Source organism: Bacteriovorax sp. DB6_IX, from assembly GCF_000447775.1.
Lineage (GTDB): Bacteria > Bdellovibrionota > Bacteriovoracia > Bacteriovoracales > Bacteriovoracaceae > Halobacteriovorax_A.
In genome coordinates, this window is the sequence record NZ_AUNJ01000252.1 from 1 (window position 1) to 23566 (window position 23566).

General features: G+C 38.4%; 16 protein-coding genes. 11 read left to right on the forward strand and 5 right to left on the reverse strand.

Annotation, left to right across the window (positions count from 1 at the left end; translation table 11 throughout):
* Nucleotides 1-119 precede the first annotated feature (119 nt).
* Nucleotides 120-872, reverse strand: coding sequence for a peroxide stress protein YaaA (gene yaaA, locus M901_RS07405; protein WP_021277585.1), 753 nt, complete (start codon nt 870-872; stop codon nt 120-122).
* Nucleotides 873-1115: 243 nt separating this feature from the next.
* Here yaaA and M901_RS07410 point away from each other — a divergent pair, with 243 nt between their 5' ends.
* Nucleotides 1116-1892 carry a PilZ domain-containing protein gene (locus M901_RS07410; RefSeq protein ID WP_021277576.1) on the forward strand — a complete coding sequence of 259 codons (777 nt, stop codon included), beginning with the start codon at nt 1116-1118 and terminating at the stop codon, nt 1890-1892.
* Here the strand turns inward: M901_RS07410 and M901_RS07415 are convergent.
* Nucleotides 1889-2668 carry a class I SAM-dependent methyltransferase gene (locus tag M901_RS07415; RefSeq protein ID WP_021277583.1) on the reverse strand — a complete coding sequence of 260 codons (780 nt, stop codon included), beginning with the start codon at nt 2666-2668 and terminating at the stop codon, nt 1889-1891. The two genes, M901_RS07410 and M901_RS07415, sit on opposite strands and share 4 nt — an antisense overlap.
* Before the next feature lie 50 nt (nt 2669-2718).
* Between M901_RS07415 and gcvPB the strand changes: the two genes are divergently transcribed.
* The 3 genes from gcvPB (at nt 2719) to M901_RS07430 (ending at nt 8033) form a co-directional block, all read left to right on the forward strand.
* The gene (gcvPB, locus tag M901_RS07420; RefSeq protein WP_021277581.1) at nt 2719-5742 is read left to right on the forward strand and encodes an aminomethyl-transferring glycine dehydrogenase subunit GcvPB; all 3024 of its coding nucleotides are present in this window, start codon (nt 2719-2721) and stop codon (nt 5740-5742) included.
* A gap of 225 nt (nt 5743-5967) precedes the next feature.
* On the forward strand, nt 5968-7563 hold the full coding sequence (locus M901_RS07425) for a peptide chain release factor 3 (RefSeq protein ID WP_021277571.1): 1596 nt from the start codon (nt 5968-5970) through the stop codon (nt 7561-7563).
* Nucleotides 7564-7667: 104 nt separating this feature from the next.
* On the forward strand, nt 7668-8033 hold the full coding sequence (locus tag M901_RS07430; protein WP_021277575.1) for a response regulator: 366 nt from the start codon (nt 7668-7670) through the stop codon (nt 8031-8033).
* Nucleotides 8034-8084: 51 nt separating this feature from the next.
* Here M901_RS07430 and M901_RS07435 read toward each other — a convergent pair whose 3' ends face one another.
* Nucleotides 8085-11180: an amidoligase family protein gene (locus tag M901_RS07435; protein ID WP_021277584.1), complete on the reverse strand. Its 3096-nt coding sequence runs from the start codon at nt 11178-11180 to the stop codon at nt 8085-8087.
* A gap of 32 nt (nt 11181-11212) precedes the next feature.
* Nucleotides 11213-12136, reverse strand: coding sequence for a hypothetical protein (locus M901_RS07440; RefSeq protein ID WP_021277578.1), 924 nt, complete (start codon nt 12134-12136; stop codon nt 11213-11215).
* 164 nt (nt 12137-12300) lie between these two features.
* Between M901_RS07440 and M901_RS07445 the strand changes: the two genes are divergently transcribed.
* On the forward strand, nt 12301-13431 hold the full coding sequence (locus M901_RS07445; protein ID WP_021277572.1) for a hypothetical protein: 1131 nt from the start codon (nt 12301-12303) through the stop codon (nt 13429-13431).
* Nucleotides 13424-14362: a class I SAM-dependent methyltransferase gene (locus tag M901_RS07450; RefSeq protein WP_021277570.1), complete on the forward strand. Its 939-nt coding sequence runs from the start codon at nt 13424-13426 to the stop codon at nt 14360-14362. Before M901_RS07445 ends, M901_RS07450 begins: the two co-directional genes overlap by 8 nt.
* Here M901_RS07450 and M901_RS07455 read toward each other — a convergent pair whose 3' ends face one another.
* Nucleotides 14363-15718 (reverse strand): response regulator, encoded by a 1356-nt coding sequence (locus M901_RS07455; protein ID WP_021277574.1) that lies wholly within the window; start codon nt 15716-15718, stop codon nt 14363-14365.
* A 137-nt stretch (nt 15719-15855) separates the two neighbouring features.
* On the opposite strand from M901_RS07455, the gene M901_RS16390 reads away from it, so the two are divergent.
* The 5 genes from M901_RS16390 to M901_RS07480 form a co-directional block, all read left to right on the forward strand.
* Nucleotides 15856-16614 (forward strand): N-acetylmuramoyl-L-alanine amidase, encoded by a 759-nt coding sequence (locus tag M901_RS16390; protein ID WP_021277579.1) that lies wholly within the window; start codon nt 15856-15858, stop codon nt 16612-16614.
* A 236-nt stretch (nt 16615-16850) separates the two neighbouring features.
* Nucleotides 16851-17291 carry a cache domain-containing protein gene (locus M901_RS07465; protein WP_021277582.1) on the forward strand — a complete coding sequence of 147 codons (441 nt, stop codon included), beginning with the start codon at nt 16851-16853 and terminating at the stop codon, nt 17289-17291.
* A 27-nt stretch (nt 17292-17318) separates the two neighbouring features.
* Nucleotides 17319-18179, forward strand: a complete 861-nt coding sequence (locus M901_RS07470; protein ID WP_034721189.1) for a cache domain-containing protein — start codon at nt 17319-17321, stop codon at nt 18177-18179.
* Complete coding sequence (locus M901_RS07475) at nt 18164-19483, forward strand: methyl-accepting chemotaxis protein (protein WP_021277580.1); 1320 nt, start codon at nt 18164-18166, stop codon at nt 19481-19483. The genes M901_RS07470 and M901_RS07475 overlap by 16 nt, the downstream gene beginning before the upstream one ends.
* 112 nt (nt 19484-19595) lie before the next feature.
* Nucleotides 19596-23566: hypothetical protein (locus tag M901_RS07480; protein ID WP_021277577.1), on the forward strand; the 3971-nt coding region annotated here is incomplete at its 3' end.

Consider the following 23566-nt stretch of genomic DNA (forward strand, 5'->3'; position numbering starts at 1 on the left):
ATTTTCATTTAGAAAATCTGTGCTAACTTCAAACTCCATATCAACAAGAGCATTCCCAATTCCGTAGACATGATACTTTTGAGTCATTTCAATTCCTTTTATCTATATTTCTTAATTTCTTATCTTTTAAAAACTAAAAGATTCTTTTCACTATCTTCTTTACTAAATTTATAACCATCAACATCAAATTTCTTTAAGTCACTTAGTGATTTAATTTGATTCTTTACAATATAAGAGGCCATCATCCCTCTGGCCCTCTTGGCCATTAGACCAATCATCTTATACTGACCATTCTTATTCTCTAAGAATTTCACATCGATAACCTGAACTTCGAGTTCATCTCTTTTTACTGATTTAAAATATTCTTCACTTGCAAGGTTTACAAGATATTCAGACTCTGTTTTCTGGCTAAACTTATTAATCTGCTTCACGATATCGCTACCCCAGAATTCATAGAGATTCTTGGCCCCCATAGCACCAAATTTTGTTCCCATCTCTAAGCGATATGGCTTCATCTCATCATAGGGTCTTAGAAGCCCATAGAGTCCCGAAAGGATATGAAGATGTTCTTGAGCATAAGCAAGATCATCACTGCTATATGATTTAGCATCTAAACCCTTATATGTATCTCCTACAAATGCATAGATCGCAGGACTTTTATCTGCAGTCATTTCAAACTCTTGGTATCTTTCAAAATTAAGTTGGGCAAGCTTATCTGAAAGCTTCATCATTTTTTGAATATCTACCATCTTACATTTTTGTAACTCACTAAGAAGTACTGAAGTTTTATTGCTCATAAGAGGCTTTGTGCACTTAATATTAATTCCGTGTTCAAAATCTAATTTCTTGGCCGGCGAGATAACAATATTCACTTTAAACCCCATAATTTATGTGACATTTTTATTGAGCTAAACTCTATCATGAAAAAGATGTGTTTTCACATATTTTTAAGTAATTTCCTCGGTTTAACGCGCACAGCACAAGGGCATACTTTACCCATAAAAAAAGTGGCCACATAGTGATTTCAAAAGATTGCAAAGACTCAAAAAAATCTCTTTTTTTTACCCCACTGATTTTCATTCAAAGCTACAATATTAGTGATGAAGAAGAGACCTTTGATTTTTAAATTATTTATCTTAACTTATATGCTGATCCCCCTGGCGACCTTGGCCATTGCTGCTTTGAGGCTTGAGCTAGATTTTGAACAGACAAAGAATCTAGTAAACTTAAGTATTTCTAAGAAACATATTCTTAGCTTCTGGGGAGCTCCCCTAATATCGGCCTTCTGTCTTATTAATGTTAGAGCATGGTCTTACTTCATATTCATGGGGGCCCAAATCTTTATGTTCATAGGGCCACACCTATTAAAAAATTATGCTCCAGAGATCATTCACATGGAAGCAATACTACCTATATATATGACTCAAGCCTTCTGCTTATTTGGAATTTATAAATTTACTGATATCAAGAATCGATCAAGCTTCTTCGATCCTTCGCTAAGATGGTGGGAGCGCTCTAAACGCTACCATCTTCCTCTTCCAATGAGTCTTAAAAGCCATCATATTCCAAGTGTTCTCGACACTACTGTCGTTAATATCTCCACAACCGGAATTTTCTTTATCAATAACTCAAATCGCGTGCATGAGTTTCAAAAAGGTGAAAAATTCTTGGCCAATATCTCCTTTCAAGATGTGGAGCTCTCAATCCCTATTCGTATCGTAAGAAAGGGTAAATTTGAAAATTTTGAAGGGTGGGGAGCACAATTTTCTAAGCAAGGACTGTGGCATAGAATTTATTTGTTAAAGCTCATAAAGCAGGTAGAAAGTATGAAAAGGGCCAAGATTAAATTTCACAAAGAAGAGGAAGATCAACCCTATCGTCACGCTTCTTAGTTGCCATAACGATCATAGCGAGTCGTCTTTCCACAAAAGCTGACAGCACCTTTTTTTACGAGATCAGATTTCACAGGACGCTTAACAACGACTCTTTTAAATTTCATTAGAAGTTGCTCAAAGACACTTTCAATATCTTGATCTTCTCCAACGATTTCTTTAAAAACTTGCATCTCCTTTCTCGGTAGCGCCTTTTTCTTCTTTTCGGGATACATTGGATCAAAATAGGCCAACTCAAAACTGTCTCCAAAATCTGATTCCCAAGCCTGCCCCAAATTGAGCTTCATTCTCTTTTTGAAAGTTTCACCATAGTCTGGATCTTTCGATGCCCTTAACCAAGCATCCAAGGCCAAAATAAAGACTTCAGGCTTTCGCTCAAAGCACTCAAGTTTGGCACCAAAGGAAAGAAGCAGGATCGCATCCTTACCCGTGCCTAAAGTACAATCAATCACACGATGCTCAGCATTATGGTCTGTTATCCCTAGAGACTTTGCCAAAGGTTGTGATTTTAGGGCGTACTTTTTTTTATAGTGAAGTTTGAGATCTTGAATCCAGTCAAGACTAAATCGTCCCTTCTCACCGAGCATAAAGACTTGATCTTCAAATAATAGAACTTGATCGTCTTCAACAAAATTTAAGACAACTCCATGAGTCAATGCGGCCTCTTTTAGTTGACCTAAATAAGACCCATTCCTATACATTTGATCGACTTTTATATTTATTGAATATTCACTCTGTGTCATCGTCTTTTCCAGTAGATATGCCCTGTTATTCATGATAAATTCTGACTAAATTTATCATATTACCATCAGGGAGTGAGATACCTATGAACACACATAATATCAGTGATGATCTTAAAAAGAAACTCGGGTTTGATCCTACAAAATTAAACCGTGAACTTAATCCTTTCTATATTGCGGCCGACAGCAATGAAGAAGCTCAAATGCTTGAGTCACTTGGACTCAAAGAAATGAAAGAGCTCTTTTCTCATATCGATGATAGCGTCAAGTTTGATTCTCCAATGGGTCTTGAAGCTCCTCTTAGCTATGAGGACCTTGCCAACAAGGTTGAACAAACAGCTAAGAAAAATACTATTCCACTTAACTTTCTAGGTGATGGACTACCACAATATAAACTCAATGAAATAGTTCCTTACGTTTGTGGGATTAGAGGTCTAACAACGGCCTATACACCTTACCAACCAGAAAGAAGTCAAGGAACTCTCCACACACTTTGGATCTATTCAAGTGCAATTTCTCAACTGACAGGATTTGAGGCCATCAACGCTTCTCTCTATGAAAGATCAACTTGTCTTTATGAGGCCATAAAAACAGCTCAAAGACTTGATAGAAAGAGAAATACAGTTATTATCTGTGACAATATTTTTCCAGGTGATAAGAGTGTTATTGAAACACAGAGAAAAGAAACTAATACACCAGTTATCTATGCTCCAATCCACAAAGAATCTGGTCTTATTGATACGGATGAACTTAGAAGAATTATTAAAGAAAATGATGATGTCTGTGCAATTGCATTTTCACAGGTCAATGCACTTGGTCTGATTGAAGATTGTGATGAACTGACTGATATTGCCCATGAGGCAGGAATCCATTCAATTGCTATCATCGACCCAATTCTTCTGGCCAAAGGTGGTTTAAAGAAGCCATCAGAATTTGGTTCTAATGGCGAAGGTGTCACAATGATCGTTGGAGAAGGACAGCACCTGTGTCTAGAGGCAAACTTCGGTGGACCAGGACTTGGTATCTTTGGAATTAGATTTAATGACAAGAATAAAACGGCCATTAGATCAACTGCGGGACGCTATGTCGGTAAGGCCATTGATAGTGATGGAAAAGAATGTCTAGCAATGGTTCTCTCAACTCGTGAACAACATATTAGAAGAGAGAAGGCCACAAGTAATATTTGCTCTAACCAGTCTTTTGTATCGACAATTGCCGGTGCGGCATTACTTGCTAATGGAGATCAAGGTCTAGAAGAGGCTATTAAAACATCACGTGAAAATACTCTCCACTTCCTCAATGCTATCTCTAATCTCAAGGGTGTTTCACTGCCATTTGCAGCAGCATTTTATAATGAAGTTGTTTTAGAAATTGAGGGCGACCTCAATAAACTTATTATTAACGACAAGAATATTGTTGCAGGTAAAGATATTTCAAATCGTTTTGGTATTGCAAAGAATCTTCTAAAAATTTCCTTTGGTGATATTCAAACACGCGAGGATGTGGATCAACTCATTGCTCTGTTTAGAGAAAACTTTGCTGAACTCGATTCAGCACAAGAAGGATTTGATATTCCAGAAATTCCAGAATCATTTTTAAATCATACCTCTTCAGGTATCCCAAGAATAGAAATGGATAAACTCAAGGCCTTCTATACAGAACTTGGTAATCTCAACGTATCTCCTGACGATGACATCTATCCTCTAGGATCATGTACGATGAAATATAATCCATATATCAATGACTGGGCAGCGTCTCTTAAAGAGTTCACAATGGCCCACCCTGATATGCCTGAAAAATATGTTCAAGGATGTCTGGAAGTTATTTATGAGATTCAAGAAGATTTTAAAAAGATTACTGGTCTTCCAGGTGTGACGACTCAACCTGTTGCTGGCGCACAGGGCGAACTAGTCGGAATCAAGCTCTTTCAGGCCTACCACAATGATAAGGGAAATAAGAAGGACCTCATTCTCATTCCAAGATCGGCCCACGGGACAAACCCAGCAACAGCAACGATGGCCGGATTTGAAACAAAGAAAGTCGATGGTGTTCAAGTCGGTATCCTAACTCTAGAGGCCAATAATAAAGGTCAGATTGATATTGAACAACTTAAAGAAGTGATTGCTGAGCACGGAGAGCGTGTTGCAGGTATTATGATTACAAATCCAAATACATCAGGTGTATTTGAAGCAAACTTCAAAGAAGTTGCCGATATTATCCATTCTGTTGATGGTCTTGTGTATATGGATGGGGCCAATATGAATGCTATTGCCGGACATATCCACCTTGATAAGCTTGGTGTCGATGCTGTTCACAATAACCTTCACAAGACTTGGACAATCCCACATGGTGGAGGTGGTCCAGGTGATGCCATTGTGGCCGTAAGTTCTAAGTTAGTAGATTTTCTTCCTGGTGTTCAGATTGAAAAAACAGCACAGGGATTTAGAACTTTTAAGACTCCAAAAACAATTGGAAATTTCCATCGTCACAATGGAAACTTTGCTCACAAAGTAAGAGCTTATACATATATTAAGGCCCTTGGAGAAGAGGGAGTTAAGAAGATGTCTGAAGTTGCTGTCCTAGCAGCGAGATATCTCTTTGAAAGACTTCACAAGTCATATCCAACTCTGCCTCTTGGTGCCGAAGATACAGCCAGAATGCACGAATTCATTATCACAATTAATGATGAGACATTTGACATTATTGCAAGTGCTGGAACTCCTAAGAACCAGGCCATTGCCAAAATTGGAAAGCTCTTCTTAGATTTTGGTCTTCATGCTCCAACAGTGGCCTTCCCAGAAGTTTATGGACTTATGATTGAACCAACTGAATCATTCTCAAAATCAGAACTCGATCGCTTTGCTGATATTGTAGAAACAATTGGAAAAATGATTCATGAAGTTCCAGAAGTTCTAACGACAACGCCACACTTTACTCCAGTTAAGAAAGTCGATGAAGTATGGGCCAATAAGAATCTTCAATTTTCTGAAAAGCTAACGGCCCTTCCGACTCTTCCAACGGAGGAGATCACGCCAAAAATGCTGAGAAATAAATCAGTCGGTGAAGTTGTTAACTTAATTGTTGAAACACATAAGAATTTGAAGAAATAAGAAGAAAATAGAGAGACGTAGAAAAGAATAGGGAACGTACAACAACTTTCGAGGGAATCACAACACGAAACTTCACGAAATCGGGGAACAAAGAACAAACACAACAACTTTTTTGTACGGCATTCCCTATTCTTAACTACGAATATGTGGGGGTTATATCCCTCACCTTTTAGAGTGACAAGGCAAGTTAACTTGCAGTGAAAAAATTACAGAGGATATTTACCCATGGATACAGCTAAGAGAGCAACCTTCGCAATTATCAGTCACCCGGATGCCGGGAAGACGACAATGACAGAGAAACTTCTTTGGTTTGGACAGGTTGTTCGTGAAGTAGGAATGGTAAAGTCTAAGCAGGGAAATTACGCAAAGTCTGACTGGATGGAAATGGAGAAAGAAAGAGGTATCTCGATTACTTCATCTGTGATGTCATTTCCATATAACGAAAGGGCCATGCACCTTCTTGATACTCCAGGGCACAAGGACTTCTCAGAAGATACATATCGAACATTAACGGCCGTAGAAAGTGTTCTCATGATGATTGACTCAGCAAAAGGTGTTGAGGAACAGACAAAGAAGCTGATGGAAGTTTGTCGTATGAGAGACACTCCTATCGTCACGTTCATGAATAAGTTTGATCGAGACGCAATGGATCCCTTTGAGCTTATCGACAATGTTGAAACCATTTGCTCTATCCAGTGTGCTCCAATGACTTGGCCGATTGGCTCAGGGGTTGAGTTCAGAGGAGTCTATGACTTTAGAACAAAACAAATTGTCAGCTTTAAAGATATTAAAGACCCATTAAATCCACGAATTATTGATGCCAGCGACCTAGAAAGTGCTGAAGTAAAAGAATATGTCGGAGAGGCCCTCTTAGAAAAACTGCAAGAAGATCTTGAGATGGTTTCAGAATGTATGCCACAATTTGATGAGGAGGAATTCCTTGCGGGAATTCAAACTCCAGTATTCTTCGGATCGGCCCTTAATAACTTTGGGGTTAAAGAAATTCTCGACATGGTTTCTGGGTATGCACCAGGACCACAATCAAGAGAGGTTAAACTCTTTCCCTATGATGAAGAGAGTGAAACAAGAGATATCTCTCCCGAGGAAAAGAAATTTACGGGCTTTATCTTTAAGATCCAGGCCAATATGGATAAGAAACATCGTGACCGTGTCGCTTTTATGCGAGTGTGTTCGGGAGTTTTCAAAAGAGGACAGAAAATCTTTCACACAAGAACAGAGAAAGAAGTCAAAGTCGCAACTCCGCTCATCTTTCAAGCGCAAGATCGAGAAATCACTGAATACGCACTTCCTGGTGATATTATCGGACTTCACGATTCTGGAAAGTATCAAATTGGTGACACATTCTCTGAAGGAGAGAAGATTACCTTTACAGGAATCCCAAACTTTGCCCCTGAAATCTTTCAAAAGGTCATTCTTAAAGACCCTATGAAGGCCAAGCAACTAGACAAGGGACTTCAACAACTTTCTGAAGAAGGAACAGTTCAGCTCTTTAGAAGACACTCTTCCACAGACAAGATTCTTGGTGCTGTTGGTGTACTCCAATTTGAAGTTGTTAAGAGAAGACTTGAAGATGAGTATAATGTCCGCGGGGAATATGAAGGATTTCCATTTAGTGGTGTAAGATGGCTTAAATTTAAGGATGAACGTGAAAAGGACAAATTCATTGAGAAAAACTCAATAAATATTGCCTACGACAATAAAAATAGGCCTTGTTTCATCGTAAGAAGTGAATGGGACCTCAAATTGGTGACGGAAAAATTTCCCGATGTAGAGTTCTTTAAAAATAGTGATTTCAGGTAGTTAAGTCACCAAACAATATATTTTTACATCTTTTTGTATTTAATAGATTCAACTCGTGTATAATCAAGCTTAGTAAAGTACTAAAAACTTTAGAGAGAGATGTAATGAAGTTCTTATTTGTTGAAGACGAAACAGAGCTACTAGAATTATACCAAATCCTTTTAGAGGATATGGATATCAATTTTGAGCTTGCTTCTAATGGTGAAGAGGCCCTGAAGAAATTGGAGAATGAAAACTATGATTTTGTTTTCTCTGATATCAGAATGCCTAAGATGGATGGTTTTGAATTGCTAAGTAATATTTTACAAAAGCAATTAAAGATTAAGAGATTTGTTTTTATCACGGCCCATGTCGATATCTCAAAAGAAGAGGTCGAAGAAAAAGGGGCGCAAGATATTCTCTATAAACCACTTGGCCATAAGCACCTCAAGAGTTATATTCAAGATATCATGCAAGCAACAACAGCATAAAAAAAGGGAGACATCGTCTCCCTTCTTTTTTATTTCCTCTTTATTAAAGTTCTATAAGATCGCATCAATTAATTCTGCACAACTCTCACTTCTGACAAACTCTCCAGGAAGCTCTCTTGCAGGCACAATATTTTGTCTCATTTGTTGTGCTTGTCTCGCGGCCTCAATTCTATGTTCATTTGTCATAGTGTTAAGTTCATCAGCAGGACCTCTCACCCATTCACGACCTTCAGAATTCAGTGCATTCTCAGCAGATCTAGCGGCCACGGCCTCTCCCCAACCTGCTTGTGGAGGATTATTCTTAAGTCTCTCCTTCATATCAATGAAGAATGGTGAACGAGCAGCTTTTTCAGACTCTGCCAGTCCTTCGTATACGGCCGGTCTATATTCATTAACATCAAGACCAAGATCAGCACACATCTTCTCGAGATCAGTTGCAGCTTGAGAAGGGTTCTTCACATAATCCAAGTGATTATAATTTGAAACCTTACCCGAAAGAGGATCTGTTTCATTCAAGGCCTTATTTAACATTGCTCTTACAAACTTAACTTGAAGGGCCGACTCCATTGCATCTCTTGGAGCATTGAACATTCTAAATTCGGCCTTTCTAATCTTTGGATCAACTCTAAATGTTCTTCTCCAGTCTACAGTTGGATTTGAAATATCAAAGTCATCTGTGATGAATTCCTCAGGAATCACATCTTGGTAATAGGCCGATAAATCAAGCTGTACATAACGAGTCTTTCTACCAAACTTAGTATTAAAATATCTCTCATTATAAAGAAGCTTCTTTAAGTCATCTTCAGTACCGTTGAAGTTCTTAAGCTTATTTACAAGATTATCACTGAGATCCAATTGCTCAGATGTATGTCTTCTGTTGATATGTTGGAACATCAACGAGGCCATACTTCTATGCTCATGAAAGATCGTTAAGAATCTTGCTAAGGCCTTTGGATTACCTTCAAATGCGGCCAAGTCAATATTAACGTGTCCACCACCAGTCGTCAGTTGTGGAAGAATATTATTCTTTTCAAATGCCTTGTAAACAGCATTCATCTCATTAAGCTCAGGCGTAAACTTTGGAGTAACCAGCTCAATTGATCCACCACGTGGAGAATCAGCGATAATCTCACCTTCTGGAGTATAAGATCTTCCGATACCATCCCACTCGACAATCCACTTCCTATTCTTCTTATCACGAATTGTATAAGCGATATCAAGACCGTGACCGTGTCCATCGGCATCAATCTTCGTTGGTCCTTCAACCCCGTTAAGCTCACTTCTTAAATCCTCAGCAACGGACTTAATAATGGCCTCACGCTCTTCCATTGTTAAATCAACTTTTGTTTGGATCCAAGCGCGCTTTCCATCTCCTAGTCTTTCTTTTGAAAAGTCCCCTCTCACAGCAAGTGGGAATTTCCCCGAGTATTCAATACCAAGATCGATCTTGTTAACATCGACAGGATTTGAAACATAGTTTCTACCTGGAACAGGCTTATACTTGAGAACATCGTTATTATATGTAAACCCTCTTTTTGGTCTCATATAATGCTCAATATCCTGAGGAACTCTTGAGGCCAGAACCCACTCTCTTCCAAGATTTCTTACTTTCTGCTTGAGTGCATCACCTGAAAGCTCTGCTTCACTTAAAGAAGCGATTTGAATTAAGTAATCCTTAGTCAGGTTTCTGATAACTTTCTTCTTAGTTCCACCAATGAATGGAACTTTCTTACCGGCCCAATCCCATAACTGGATTTGGTAAGCGTCTTTGATACCTGCTGATTCAAGTACCTGCTTGGCCTTCTTTGTCGTTTCCAGAGGCAACCCAAAACGCTCAGAAAGCTTTTGAGGTGTCGTCAAACTCGAGTTATATAAATTATAGTCTCCGATATCGGCCATACCAGAAAAGTCATTTGAAGCGACTCTTGCGGCCAGTGCCGTTTGATAGAAACGTGCAGTATTTAAGTCTTTAGTACCAGCTCTGAACTCGATACCTAGAGTTGACTTAGGCTTATCAGGTGTCCAACGATCACCCTCAACCCTAATAACACCACGCTCATATCTTCTATCAAGAGAAGCAAGAGCTGCATCATCTTGAATCTTCTTATAATTGGCAAATTCAATACCAGTATTTCCCTGAATACCTTTAATAACGATATAAGTCTGTATCATACGATACATTTCCGCTAACTTCTTCTCAGGAAGATTCGGGTGTCTATTAAATACCATTCTCTGGTGACCTGGGGCCTGGAAGAGCTTAACTTTACTCTCTAGAGTCGCCGGGTCTTTGATAACTTGCTTGAGCTCATTTCTAAACCAAGAAACCATCTCTTCAAATTCACCATACGTATCTAGAGGTACGAAGTTGATCTCCCAACCTCCACCTTGTCCACCACCGTGAGCATGGGCATTGACAATATACTTTTCAGCATGTCCGTAGTTAGGTGTCCAAGTCGTATAGTCTGGAGCACGCTTACCACGCCAATTTGTTTGAGTTGCAAGTAGGTTATCTGTTAGACCAGGAAGTTTTCCATTAAACATCTTCATTCTCACCTGAGGCTTAATGAAGGTCATTGGTCTATCACCTGTTTGATCTAAGAACTTCTTAAAACCGGCCTCGAGCTCTTCAAGAGAAGCACTCTCAAAATTAATGGCCTTAATTTCACTAAGATCAATAACTCTCGCTGTCCCATCAGGAGAGACAACATCGCTTGCAAGATCAACCTTATTTCCAAAATCGTCTTTATATGTACGATAACCATTGGCATCTTTAACGTAATTACTTAGAAAGTCCTTGAGAAAGGTCTTTCTACTTTCTTCTGGCAGACTCTTAACCTGGTTTTCAAGAATACTTGAAGGTGGTCCCATAATACGCGTTAAAAGACTTGATGATGCTTCTTTTTCTGCACCAAAAGTGATTCCTGTTGATTGATTACCGACAGTCTTTCCCTCTTCAACAAAGAGCGCATTTGCTGCGTAACTTGTTGCTGAGTGATTGAGAACACCCCATGCTTCATAGGCCGTCTGTGGTCTATAACCATCATCATTGGCCATAAACCTATTCACACCAGGAATACTAGAACAGTTATACAGAAGACCAGTCAATGAGAGATAGGCCCCGATTTTTGTCCAATTATTCTTTTTCATAATATATCCTTGTTCTATTTCTTATATTCTAATTATTTAAAAAAACAGTTATTCGCACGCATTCTGCGCACCTTTTCGGTCTTCACAGCATCTCCTTCATTCATTTTAAGAAGATTTTCGTAGAAGGCGTTAATTCGCTTATTCTCACTCTTGTGAACAAGGGAGTCTGAAATGACAGACGACCACTTTTGGGCCTTATCATCAGTAATCTTATAACCAAGAATTTTCCAAAGTGAGCTAGGAGCATCAGGACCAGCAAGTTGAACCTTCCCATTCTTAGTATTGAATTTAATAATTGAATCCGTAAGCTTCTTATAATTAGCAGAACCACTCGAAGCTAGTTCAAGAAAAAGGGCCAACGTCTTTGAGTCTTCTTCACTTACATAGCGTAGATTATTTGTAGAGATTCCAAGTTTTCTGAGTCTCTTAGAATTATATGCATAGAGCTTCTTTGGCGATGAAGGAATTCTTCTCAAGACTTTTTGGATCTTCTTATTCCCTACACTTCTAATCGAAGTTTTAAACCCAAGTGCACTCAATTGATCAGATACACAAACAGAACACGACAGAGTGCTTATTGAATTGTGTCCATATCTATCGGCCAGGAAAATGATATCATTGACGGCCTTTACAAATTCATTATTTTTTACATTTTGAGAGTTCTTCTTTAGAAGCCTAAGAAGCCTTTGCTTCTTCTTAATATCTTCCCCACTAACAGGTAACGAGGCGACGACTTCATAAAGACTACGTGAGTCATTTTGTGTTAGAGATCTTACGCTGGTATCAACAAAACTCTTGAGTCTGTTAACACTTGCTCCACTCACTCCAACTGAAACAATCTTTGCTTTTAAATCGGCACTCCTCACTAAAACATCGGCCAATTTAACAACACTGGCATTCGCGCTAGATAAAAATGCCAGGACTAAAAATACTCGCCCGAGTTGCTTTAAACTCATGGTCTCTCCTTCTTTTGGTAGATAATCTGCACGTCTTTTTTTCGGCAGGAATAACCGAGAACTTTAGTCATTTTTTTGACTTATTCCTACGATTAAGAGAAAATATTTCTCCACGACACACACGTGGCACAAACTATCGAAATTACAAACAATCAGGGGACTAAATGAAGAATATTGCCATTCTTTTCACGGCCATTTTAACGACTTTCACTGTCTTTGCCGAAGAATCTCAATTAAGAACAAATAAAATCCAACTACACGAAATTGCAAGAGTTCAAAATATTAACTCTCTTGCTCAAAAAGGACTTGATCAAGAAAATCCACTTGCGGGAGGTTTCAATGATCTTATTCCTTATATTATGCCGACTCCTTATCAAGAAAATGCAGGATCATGCCTTTATATGTCTCACACAGGAATCGTTGAATGGTGGATGAATCGCCTCAATGATCTTCAAGGAGAGCAGAGACTAGACCTATCGGAAAGATTCTTCATGGCCCTTAAAACTCTGAGAACAGGACAAGAAAATATTGAGAACTGGCGAACTGATAATATCTACCGCATCAACAAGGCCGGTCATATTTATCTCAATGAAGACTACCGCTACACAAAGGGTTACTATAAGAAAGTTAACGACATTAGAGTCGCAACAAACGCTGATGACGAAGAAGCTAAGTATGGAACGAGATTCAATTGGATCAGTTTCAAAGATCAACTAGACCCAGCTAAGGCCATTAAAATCCCACAATTTAAGAGAGATGTTCTCTTAGTTGATAAAGATAAGAACCAGTGGAATGTTGCTGAGGCCCCGACTAAATATCGTAGATCAAGTGAGAAGGCCCTCGTTAAAAACCAAGCACCAGTGCTAGTCATTTACAACCATCAAGGGTTTTGGCATGCAAATATTGTCTTTGGTTTCAATGACAACACAAAGCACGAATGTCCCTTTGTCTCTTCATTTAAGCCATATATGGACGAGAGAGCACAAGAGCTGACTAAAGAGGCCGAGCAAGCAACAAGTGCTAAGAAAAAGAGATCACTACTTGCTAAGGCGAAGAGGTTTCAAGAAAGAGGAAATAAAGTCCAAAAGAGATTTGATCAAATAGGATGTGCCAATAAAGGCGCTTTCTATGTTAGAGACTCAATCTTTCCTAATGAAGAAATGCCACTTTATGACTACGACTTCACTCAAGAAGGTGAAGAAAAACACTTAAACTCATCTCTAATTCTAAGAGAGTATGAATGGCTTACAACATCGGCCAATCATATCATCCAAATTTTACCAGCTAATGAATAATCCAATTCTAGGAAGAATAAAAAAACTCTATAAACATAAGTCAAAATGGGCCCGAAAGAATAACTTTCAGGCCTACAGGCTCTATGAAAGAGATATTCCAGACTTTCCCTATATCATCGATATCTACCACAATCACTGCCTTATTTACTTCAGAGGTAATGACAAAATCGATGCTAAGAAGAACCACTTTCCCCTACTAGAAGAGGCCCTAAAAGAGGTTCTTGATATACCGACTTCAAACTATCACTATCATGAGACGAAGGTTCAATCTGAAGAATTTAAGTATTCTAAAGAGAATAAGAGAAGTGTTGATTTCACAGTTGAGGAAGGAACTCTAAAGTTCATTATTAAGCTAGAAAAGTATATCGATACAGGACTCTTTCTTGACCATCGTCCATTGAGACAAAAGCTAATTGAAGAAGCGAGCTCTCTTGAAAATGATCAACCAAAAGAAGTTCTCAACCTCTTTTGCTATACAGGTAGTCTTTCAGTGGCAAGTGCCGTAGCTGGTGCTAACGTAACAAGTGTCGATCTCTCTAATACCTACCTAAACTGGGCAAAAGAGAACTTTCACGCCAACTCTTTATCCATTGATCAACATCGATTTATAAAATCTGATGTCTTCCAATACTTAGAAAAATCTAGTGGGGCCAAGAACTTTGATATCGTCATTCTAGATCCTCCAACTTTTTCACAGTCAAAGAGTATGGAGAATACCCTTGATATTCAAAGAGATCAGATTCAACTTATCAAAGGTTGCTTGAAGCTTTTAAAAGATGATGGGGTACTATACTTTTCCAACAACCTAAGAGATTTTAAGCTGGAACAAGAAATATCAGATTATCTAAAAGTTAAAGACTTAACAGCATGGAGTATTCCACAGGACTTTAGGGATCAAAAGATTCATAAGCTCTATATGATTAAGAAGTAGCTACATGCCCTCTTCAAAGAACTCATTTAGAGAGAGTGTCTTGTAAAGAGCATCAAGTATGTCTTTAAAGCTTCCAGAATTATAACGATTAAAGAGAACCGTTAGAATATCCTTATGTGAATGTTCATCAAAATCTCTTAAGTAGAGCTGGCGGACAAATTCATGAGCGACGATGAACACACAAGTTAGAGGACGCATCTGCGTCCCATCAATCTTTCGAGGAAAACCGGTCCCCTCTCCATTTTCATGATGATTTGTAATGATATTTTCGATATCTTGACTAAATTCTTTTACGCCACTTAATAACTTACATGCATCTTTTGGATGATTGGCCAAAGAGATCTTCTCCTCCTTAGTTAACTTTCGAACAGAGGACTCCTCTAAATCGTGAATCATGGCAAGCTCGGCACTTTTTAATGTAATATCATGAAAGAGAGCGCTGAAGCAGAGTTTTTGAATAATCTCATTAGTTGACCATGGCAATTGCTTAACAATAAAAACAGAGAGACAAGCACACATATAGCTATGATCATAAATATAATCTCTTCTTTGTCTCAGTTTAAAGAGCATTGAAGAAATATTCTTATCATCCTTAGTAATTTCTGAAACGTTACCAACATAACTATCGGCCAACTTAATAGCGTATTTATCAACACCAACAGACTCGACCAAATCTTTTAGTACAGCATGGGTTCTAACAAGATTATCCTCAATAGATTCCTGTGCTCCAAACTCAGAGACAAACTCTAAAAATGGTGTGTCATAGAGGTGGTTTGAGAATTTGGCCATATCTGATTCTAGAATATAGAGATACTTTTGATTCTTCTTAATATATTTATCAATATCAGATTTCTTATAGAACTCTCCCTCATTGATAATCTTAATAAACTTTTCATCATTAAGTTTAATAAAGATATCGCAGAGGGATTTATTATTTCTAAGAAAATAGCTAATACGAACTTTCTTGTAGTCAGACTTAACTTCTTCACGCTTCAAAGTTTCGCGAATTATTTCGACGAGCTCTTTAAGGCGAGTTGGCTTTTGAGCATAATTACGGTTTACACTGGAGAAAACAAATTCTTTAACATAGGGAAGATCGTCAATATGATTTGAAGTATGTAGCAAGTAGCTCCCCTGCCACTCAATTGATTTTAAATACTGAACGAGAATATCGCCATTACCCCCAGGCATGTCAAAATCACTAATAATGAAGTCAAACTTCATTGCTTTCATTTTATCAATGGCTACTTCTGAATGTGGTGCCTCGACGATTTCACACTTTTCAAAATAGTTTTCTAAAACAAGTGTGCAAAATTGTCTGATTATCGGTTCATCCTCTACAATCAAGACTCTCATAAATGTCTCCCTCATGAGCTTATCGGTTAACAAAAGTATTAATTTATACTTAATTCTTAATGACTTAAGGACTTAATGACTTAATGATTCAAAGATGGGAGATTTGATTTCTTCATTTTTTTTACTATAATGAATTAATGCTAAAAACTCTTCTATCTATCACAATTACTTGCCTTCTTTGCTCAACTACAATGGCAAAGAAAGTGCTACTCGATCCAGGCCATGGAGGTGATGACTGTGGGGCCAAGGCAAAGATTTGGCATAAGAAAAAATTAAATATTATCTGCGAAAAAGATCTCACTCTAAAAATTGCAAAAGAAATCAGAAAATATATCAATCAATCCAAACGCCACACGGCCTACTTGACAAGAATAACTGATAAGGCCGTCTCACTAGATAAGAGAAGTAAAATGGCCGACCACATTAAGGCCGATATATTTGTCTCAATTCACCTCAATGCCACAACCAATAAGAGTGCGAGTGGTTTTGAAACATTCTATCTCGACAATCACGATGATGTTGCCGTACAAAAAGTAGAAATGGTAGAAAATAAAGACAGCAGTGGAGAGCAGAAAGAAATTAATTCTATTCTAGCAGACCTCGTTGTTGAGAGAGTTGCGCCTCAATCAAAGAGACTTGGTCAAAGTATTCACGATGCCATTTCAACCAAATTACAAAAACGCTATAAGCTTAAAGATAGAGGTCTAAAACCAGGTCTCTTCTATGTCCTCGCCCTCTCAAAAAGACCATCAGTTCTTCTCGAAGCAGGTTTTATGACAAATCACTCAGAGGCCCTCCTACTCAAGGATCAGTGGTTTCAGCGAGTCTATGCTAAGAATGTTGCCAGAGGAATTATCAAGTATCTTGATTCAAACACAAACCCGAACCTGTTCTAGAAATACTGTTCATATCTTTTGTTCGCCTAAAGTTAGGCGCAATAGAGGTTAAGATATTCTTAAGGCGTATATTCCCTAGTCTCCTTTATGAACAAGTAACTTATCAAAAATAAACACATTCCCTATTTTTTACTTACTTTTAATATTGATTTCACTATTCAGCGCTAAAATATGGCCACATAAGAAATTTAAGAAAATTAATTCTCAAAACAACTCTAATTGCATGGGAGGGATGAATGAAGAATTTATCAATTGTACTAGCACTTACATTACTTACAAGTTCAAACGCATTTTCTTGTTCCAAAGAAGAGGCCAAGGCCAGTGTGGAAAAAATTTGCTCACTAATTGGAGCAAAGGGAGATGGTGCCAAAGATGAAATTAAGAAGTTTCGCTACTGTGGAACCAACTATGTCTGGGTTCAAGATAGTGATGTAAAAATGGTTATCCACCCTATTAAGGGAAGACTAAATGGAAGAGACCTCAAAAAGAATAAAGACAAGAAAGGAAAACACCTCTTCGTTGAGTTTGATAAAATGGCAAAGGCCAAAGCAGAAGGTGGATGGGTTGACTACTACTGGACAAAACCAGGAGAGGAAGCTCCAACACCAAAGGTTTCTTTTGTAAAGATGTGTCCAGGTGATAAGAAGTGGATCGCAGGATCAGGAGTTTGGAAGTAATACGAACCTTTACCAAAGAAAATTAAAATGAATAAACTAGCACTAAAGACACGGCTTATTGTTGTCATTGCTGCACTTTGTATAGTGTGTATATTAAGTGTTGCCTTTATTTCGACATCAAAGTCTAAAACTGCTCTGCTAACAATGGCGACAAATCAGTTGGAGTCTTCATCCATCATGATGAAGTCGCAAATAGAGCGATATTTAAATACTAGTGAGCTCTTCACCCTTAGACTAAGTAAGGATAGACTCATTGAAGGGCTCTTCATTGCCTATGAAGGTGCCTTCTATGGAGGAGGATTTTCTACAGATAAAGACGAAAAGATTATCACACCCACTTATCTCGCAAATGAGAAGCTCTACGGAAAGAGAACCAGAGAGCTAGCTAAGGATTTTGGTTTCTCAAATATCATGCTGGCTTCAGTTAATGGTCAAATCATTATGAGTTCAGTCAGTGATCCCAAGTACAACTTCCTTGGAAGAAGCTTAACAAAGGGAGTCTTAAAGGGAACAAATTTAGAGAGCTGCTTTAATAAGGCCAAGGCCCAAAAAGATGACAAGGTCTTCTTCTCGGATTTTCAAAATTATAAGACAGCATCAAGCGTCTACAGCTTTCTATGCAAGAAGGCCTATGCAGAATTTGATCACGAAGACGAAGGTATTTACAAGGGAGATGAACTCGGTGTTGTCATTGCCCAGTTAAGTAATGAAACACTGGCCAAAATCACAGGTCAAAGAACAGGTATGGGTGAAACAGGTCAAACCTACCTCATTGGTCCAGACTATAAATTAAGATCTGACTTTGCCCTTCAAAGGGATAAGTTTAATATGAATAATTCTTTAAAAGTAATATTCTTATTAAAACTCAAGCTGTGGAAAATTCCTTAAAAGGAAATAGTGGTATCGTTGAGCTTATAGGGCCAACGGATAAGAATGTCCTCACTGTTTACGGTCCCTTGGATGTCTTTGGAAAGAGATGGGCCTTTATTGCAGAAAAAGAGCTTGAAGAGATCACCTCCCCTGTTAAGAGTATGGTGATATTTATTTCAATTGGGGCCATAATTCTCTTTGTCATTGTCCTTGCCATAGGTCTCATGGTGGCCAGAGTGATTTCCTCACCGATAGCCAATGCTAATAACAATCTAACAAGTGTCTCATCTGATGTTTCGGAAAACTCAGAAAAAATTAAGAGCTACTCAGCAAATCTCAATGACTACTCTGGCGAGCTTTCAAGCTCTATTCAAGAGACAGTCACCACAATGGATGAGCTCACTCAGATGGTTAATAAGAACTTAGACAATATTGAACTCACTTCAAATATGTCTCAAAGCTCTCAAAATGTGGCCAACGATGGACTTGCCACAGTGACAACAATGTTAGAGGCCATGAATCAAATAAATTCAACCAATGAGAATATTAGCTTTGAGATGCAACAGATTAACACGCAGATGGAAGAAATCATTTCTGTGATTCAAGAAATTGCCAGTAAAACAACAGTCATTAATGATATTGTTTTTCAAACAAAGCTTCTCTCTTTCAACGCTTCTGTCGAAGCGGCCAGAGCAGGAGAGCACGGAAAGGGCTTTTCCGTGGTGGCAGAAGAAGTTGGAAACCTTGCTACCGCAAGTGGGAGTGCGGCAACGGAAATTTCAGAGATGCTCTCAAACTCTGTCTCTAAGGTTCAGGGCATTATAGAGATGACCAAATCCAAGGTTGAAACAGCAACTAAGGGAAGTAAGGAGAAAGTTGAAGCAGGTCAAAAAGTTGCTCAAGAATGTGGAGAGAAACTACAAGAGATTCTCAATAATGTTAATGAGGTGAATAAGACAGTATCAGAAGTCAAACTGGCTTCTAATGAGCAAGCAGCGGGTATCAAAGAAGTTTCTAAGGCCATGCAAAGGCTCGATCAAGTCTGCTCGGACACACAGCAAATTGCCAATGAGGTCTTCACAATATCGACTGTACTAGAATCGGGATCAGAAAAACTCTATACTATCGTAGAAGGACTTGATGGACTTGTCTCTGGAAAAGACACGGGAAGAACTCAAAACATAGACAACGCCACGAGTATGGAAGAGCTTGAGAATCAACCACCACAAAAACATGATGTCACAGAGTTTAGCGATGAAGACTTTGAAGATCTGGATCAGTATTCTGATGAAAATAAATCTGATCCAAATAAAATCGCTTAAGGAAATTAGAGAAATTTAAATAATAACAAATGTATACAACATACCAAAACGCTCAAGTATTACTGCAAGAATGACGATAAGATCATGTTAGTAGAATGAGAACGAGCGTTTGGTGTTATTTAAGTACTTAAAATTTCTATTCACGATCTGTGTGCTCCTTGCCACTTCAAAGGTCCATGCCAAGATAAGTTATTGGCAACTAGAAAAGTCATCCCTGGAAGATGTCAGAAACCTTAATACTGACACTTATAACTGTGCCATATTTAGCGGAAGACCTGGAAATGATATCAAAGCGCAAGGTAAGTTGTGCTCAGGAACAGTCATCTCTCAAGACCAAGTCCTATTTAATGAAAATTGCCGACAAAAATTAAATCGCGCTCAAGTGGGTAGAGTCCTAAAGCTAAGCTGTCTCTCAGGAGCCATTGAAAGCATAATTCCTATAACGACAGGGACGAAGGGATTAGGGCCGATGAAGCTTGCAAAACTTCGTACTCCCCTACCAATTCTTCCACCGACTCTGATCAAACACAAGGATCAGGCAGAAAAACTCAAAGAATGTGTTCTTATCACTCCGCTTAGAAAACAGAAGGTTAAGAATCTAAGTAGTATTAAACGACTCAAAGTGGGCCCAAGCGAAGTCGGAGCCGCTATTAGTTGTCTCGATGAAAATGGAGAAAGGGCCATTCTAGGTTTTTTCAATGACCTTTCCTCTTTTAGCTATATTTGGGATAATGAAGAATTAAAGCAGAAGATTAATACAGAGTTTCAAATGCCGCCGGCCCAAGATCAAAGAAGCTTTATGACCAGCTGTAAAGAAAGTGTTAACTGCCTAAATGAGTTACAAAAAGAAGTTGAAGAGCTAAGTGGTGACATTATTAAAATCATCACTCACCTCAATGAAGATCTCGTAAAAACTCAAGATAAGATCACACAAAGAGTCAACGAACTACAACTTAATAACTTAAAAGAAGAGTTCGACGAAATAAGACACCGCTGTTATCAAACGGCGAATGAATTAAAATTAAGAAGTGACGATGAAGTTGATACGAATTGGCGCGACTCCCTTATGGGACTCATTGAAGGAGGCGCCATTGCCACAGTGGATGGTTTCACGGCCGCGGTCAACTTCACCCCTATCGATTGGGACTACAACTTTCTTTTGAACCAATTTAAAGATGTTGAAATTCTCAAAGAGAATTTAACAGAGGAAGAGTTTAAATCTATATACTTAAAGGTCGAAAGAGATAATAAGAAAGCATCTAATGTTGAAAGAATAAAAAAACTCACTGGTGCCTATGCACAAAAAGTCGTCACTAAGATTGCGAAGGATTTAGATATTGGAAGAGGACATGAAGAAATCTATGACTCTCTTGATAAGAGCCTTATTCCTCCTTTCAAAAAATGTCTTTCAAGCGCTGTAGATAAAGAAACCGTACTTGAATGTGCTGATAAGTTTTCATTAACAGCAGCAGTCAAAATTGCAAAAATAGAACTTGATAATCAGTTAAATGAAAACTTTGCAACTCGATTTAATGAAGATGAGTTTGAACTAGTAAAAAAGAGATCCCATCAAATATATGAGCGTTGTATTAACCAGTACTACTACGATGATAGATCGCAAAAAGATATTTCCTCTTCAGATAAGGCCAAGGCCTGTGTCTATGAGTCAATACTTGCGGCCTATGAAAAGACCAAAGAAAAAGAACTCAATATAACACTTGCCGGTCTCTTTAACCAAGAAGAACGTAAAGAGATAATTAAAGATATCGAGAAAGAGGCAAGAAATTGTCATCTTGGAAATATTATTAATTCCCCAGAGAGGCTTACCAAGAGTCAATATAAAACACTTTCTCTGCTAGAAATTGATGACTACAAATCTTCTCTGTTCTCATGTGTCGAGAAGCTCTCAATAAGAGCTGGAGAGCATGTTATCAAAAGATCAATCGAGACAAATCCTCAAGTAGTCGAGTATTCCGGATCGCCCCAGGAGATCTCGAAACTTACGCAACGACTGCTAACAAATGAGTACCGACAATGCTTAGACTATCAATCAAATAGAGAGAATAAAGACCCGCAGGCCTGCTCTGACCTCATCACAGCGGTAACGACAGTTAATGTGGCCACCAAGGCCCTAGAGAAGAATGTGACGGAATTATTCTCCACTCAAGCAGAAATTGATACTAATATGAAAGAGATTTCGGCCATTATGAACCGTTGTGAGAAAGAAATTGGCCCTCAACTTCTGGATGCTATAAAAGAAGAAAGAACCATAGATTATGAGTCAAAAGTGACTGCTTGTTTAAGTGCTTCAGTTGATATCATCGTCAAGAATCTCACGCCTCAAAAGATTAGTGAGTCTCTAGATGAGAACCCTGGAATTGCAAAGTACAAAGAAGAAATCCTGGCCATGGATGAAGTTAAGGGACTCACCGCCTTCACTCAAAAGTGCTTTAAAGATAGCTTTTCTCAATTAAGAACAATTGATGAGTTCACATCAAATCTAGATGGAATACAAGAAAAATGTATCTTTGAAACAGAGAAAAGGGCCACTGATAAAATTGCCCTTCTCGTAATGGAAAAGGAATTACTTCCAGTACTTGAAGATAGAGAAAGTACAAAAGACTTAATAGAAAAATACTATAACGGGGATCAGGGCCTCGCCCTAAGGATTTCCCAAGCAAAGAATAAAGAAGAGCTCAATCGAATTGTGGCCCTCATCACTCCAGAATTAACCCAAAGGGCCGCTAAAGAAGTCATCCCAAGTATGACTGCGCAATATCTCTCAGAGGCCTCAAAAGAGGACAAGAAGAGGATACAAGCAGAGCTTCTGGAGCACATTGATACTTGTATAGAAGAAACAAAGAAGTATGAAAATGATAAAATCGATAAGGGTGTCAACCGCTGTATGAATACAGTCAGCGCTAAAGGACATATATTAATTGGTGAAACCCTTATTAATGAAAATATTGAAAGTATCTTAGGAGACTTTCCTCAAGCAAGTCAAAAGCTCAAGAAAAATTCGAAAAGGCGTATTGAGCAGTGTATTAGCAAGCTTTCACAAGATCTACAAAAAGAGAAGTACTCACAAGCTCTAGAAGAGTGTTTAAGTAATGAAATCTATACCCTCTCATATTCAATACCGAGAGAGGCATGGCTTTCTTATGCTAAGAATACAACAACAAATTACTCACAAGAGCTTCTCGAGGCCAAGCTTTTAGAAGTTGAGCGCTATTTCAGGATTACTGGAGATTACAAAAGAGAGATCAGAGACCCACTTATTGCCAATCATGTCTCGCTCTTAAGATGTCTCTCACAAAAAAGAGCGAACTTAAAAAAGAATGGGAACCATAGTGTTGCAAAAGTCTTAGAAACTTACCCTGCCTGTACGGATAAGATTGAAGATCAAGTCAAGGGAGAAGTTGCCACAAAGTTTTCGCATGATCATGCACCTCGAGATGGCATAAAAGAGGACTTTAAAGAACTTGGGCTGATACTAACCTCTTTAACAGGAGAAGCGAGCTCATCAAATACGGGGTCATCACAGAGCGCTTCCCAGTCAAAGGACTCAGTTAGTGATGCCTTTAGAATGATGAATCTCATTGGGACAAAGATGGCGGCCACATGTACCTTCAATGAAGGTGACTGTAGAAAGTCTATTGCGCAAACAAAAGTGGATATATCAAATTATAAGAAGAAAAATCCTCAGGCCACAGGTGATCAGCTCGTCAATAGATTCATTGACTCTCCTCTCATGGATGAAGTTATCAAAGCTGAGTTGGCCGCCACTTTAAGGGTTGAGCTCATAACAGGTCTTAAAGATTATAAAGATTCAGAAGGAATTCTAGAAGGAGTTCTCAAAGATATCACATCTCCAGAATCAATTAATCAACTTATTAAGACACCTTATGGTAATGAAATATTGAGACTAGTAAAAAGTGAGATTAAAAATGATAATCTAGACAATGTAGGAAATAATAAGAAACTTAGACGCGCCCTTTCCAATGCTATTACCTACAATACGGGAAATAACTCATTTGTCGATAAGCTTATGTACGCTTTAGTACAGCCGACTCTAAATAGCGA

What these genes read in the sequence shown, in the direction of transcription:
- M901_RS07415 (WP_021277583.1), bottom strand. Translation starts at nt 2,668, where the DNA reads ATGAATAACAGGGCATATCTACTGGAAAAGACGATGACACAGAGTGAA.
- gcvPB (WP_021277581.1), top strand. Translation starts at nt 2,719, where the DNA reads ATGAACACACATAATATCAGTGATGATCTTAAAAAGAAACTCGGGTTT.
- M901_RS07425 (WP_021277571.1), top strand. Translation starts at nt 5,968, where the DNA reads ATGGATACAGCTAAGAGAGCAACCTTCGCAATTATCAGTCACCCGGAT.
- M901_RS07430 (WP_021277575.1), top strand. Translation starts at nt 7,668, where the DNA reads ATGAAGTTCTTATTTGTTGAAGACGAAACAGAGCTACTAGAATTATAC.
- M901_RS07435 (WP_021277584.1), bottom strand. Translation starts at nt 11,180, where the DNA reads ATGAAAAAGAATAATTGGACAAAAATCGGGGCCTATCTCTCATTGACT.
- M901_RS07440 (WP_021277578.1), bottom strand. Translation starts at nt 12,136, where the DNA reads ATGAGTTTAAAGCAACTCGGGCGAGTATTTTTAGTCCTGGCATTTTTA.
- M901_RS07445 (WP_021277572.1), top strand. Translation starts at nt 12,301, where the DNA reads ATGAAGAATATTGCCATTCTTTTCACGGCCATTTTAACGACTTTCACT.
- M901_RS07450 (WP_021277570.1), top strand. Translation starts at nt 13,424, where the DNA reads ATGAATAATCCAATTCTAGGAAGAATAAAAAAACTCTATAAACATAAG.
- M901_RS07455 (WP_021277574.1), bottom strand. Translation starts at nt 15,718, where the DNA reads ATGAGAGTCTTGATTGTAGAGGATGAACCGATAATCAGACAATTTTGC.
- M901_RS16390 (WP_021277579.1), top strand. Translation starts at nt 15,856, where the DNA reads ATGCTAAAAACTCTTCTATCTATCACAATTACTTGCCTTCTTTGCTCA.
- M901_RS07465 (WP_021277582.1), top strand. Translation starts at nt 16,851, where the DNA reads ATGAAGAATTTATCAATTGTACTAGCACTTACATTACTTACAAGTTCA.
- M901_RS07470 (WP_034721189.1), top strand. Translation starts at nt 17,319, where the DNA reads ATGAATAAACTAGCACTAAAGACACGGCTTATTGTTGTCATTGCTGCA.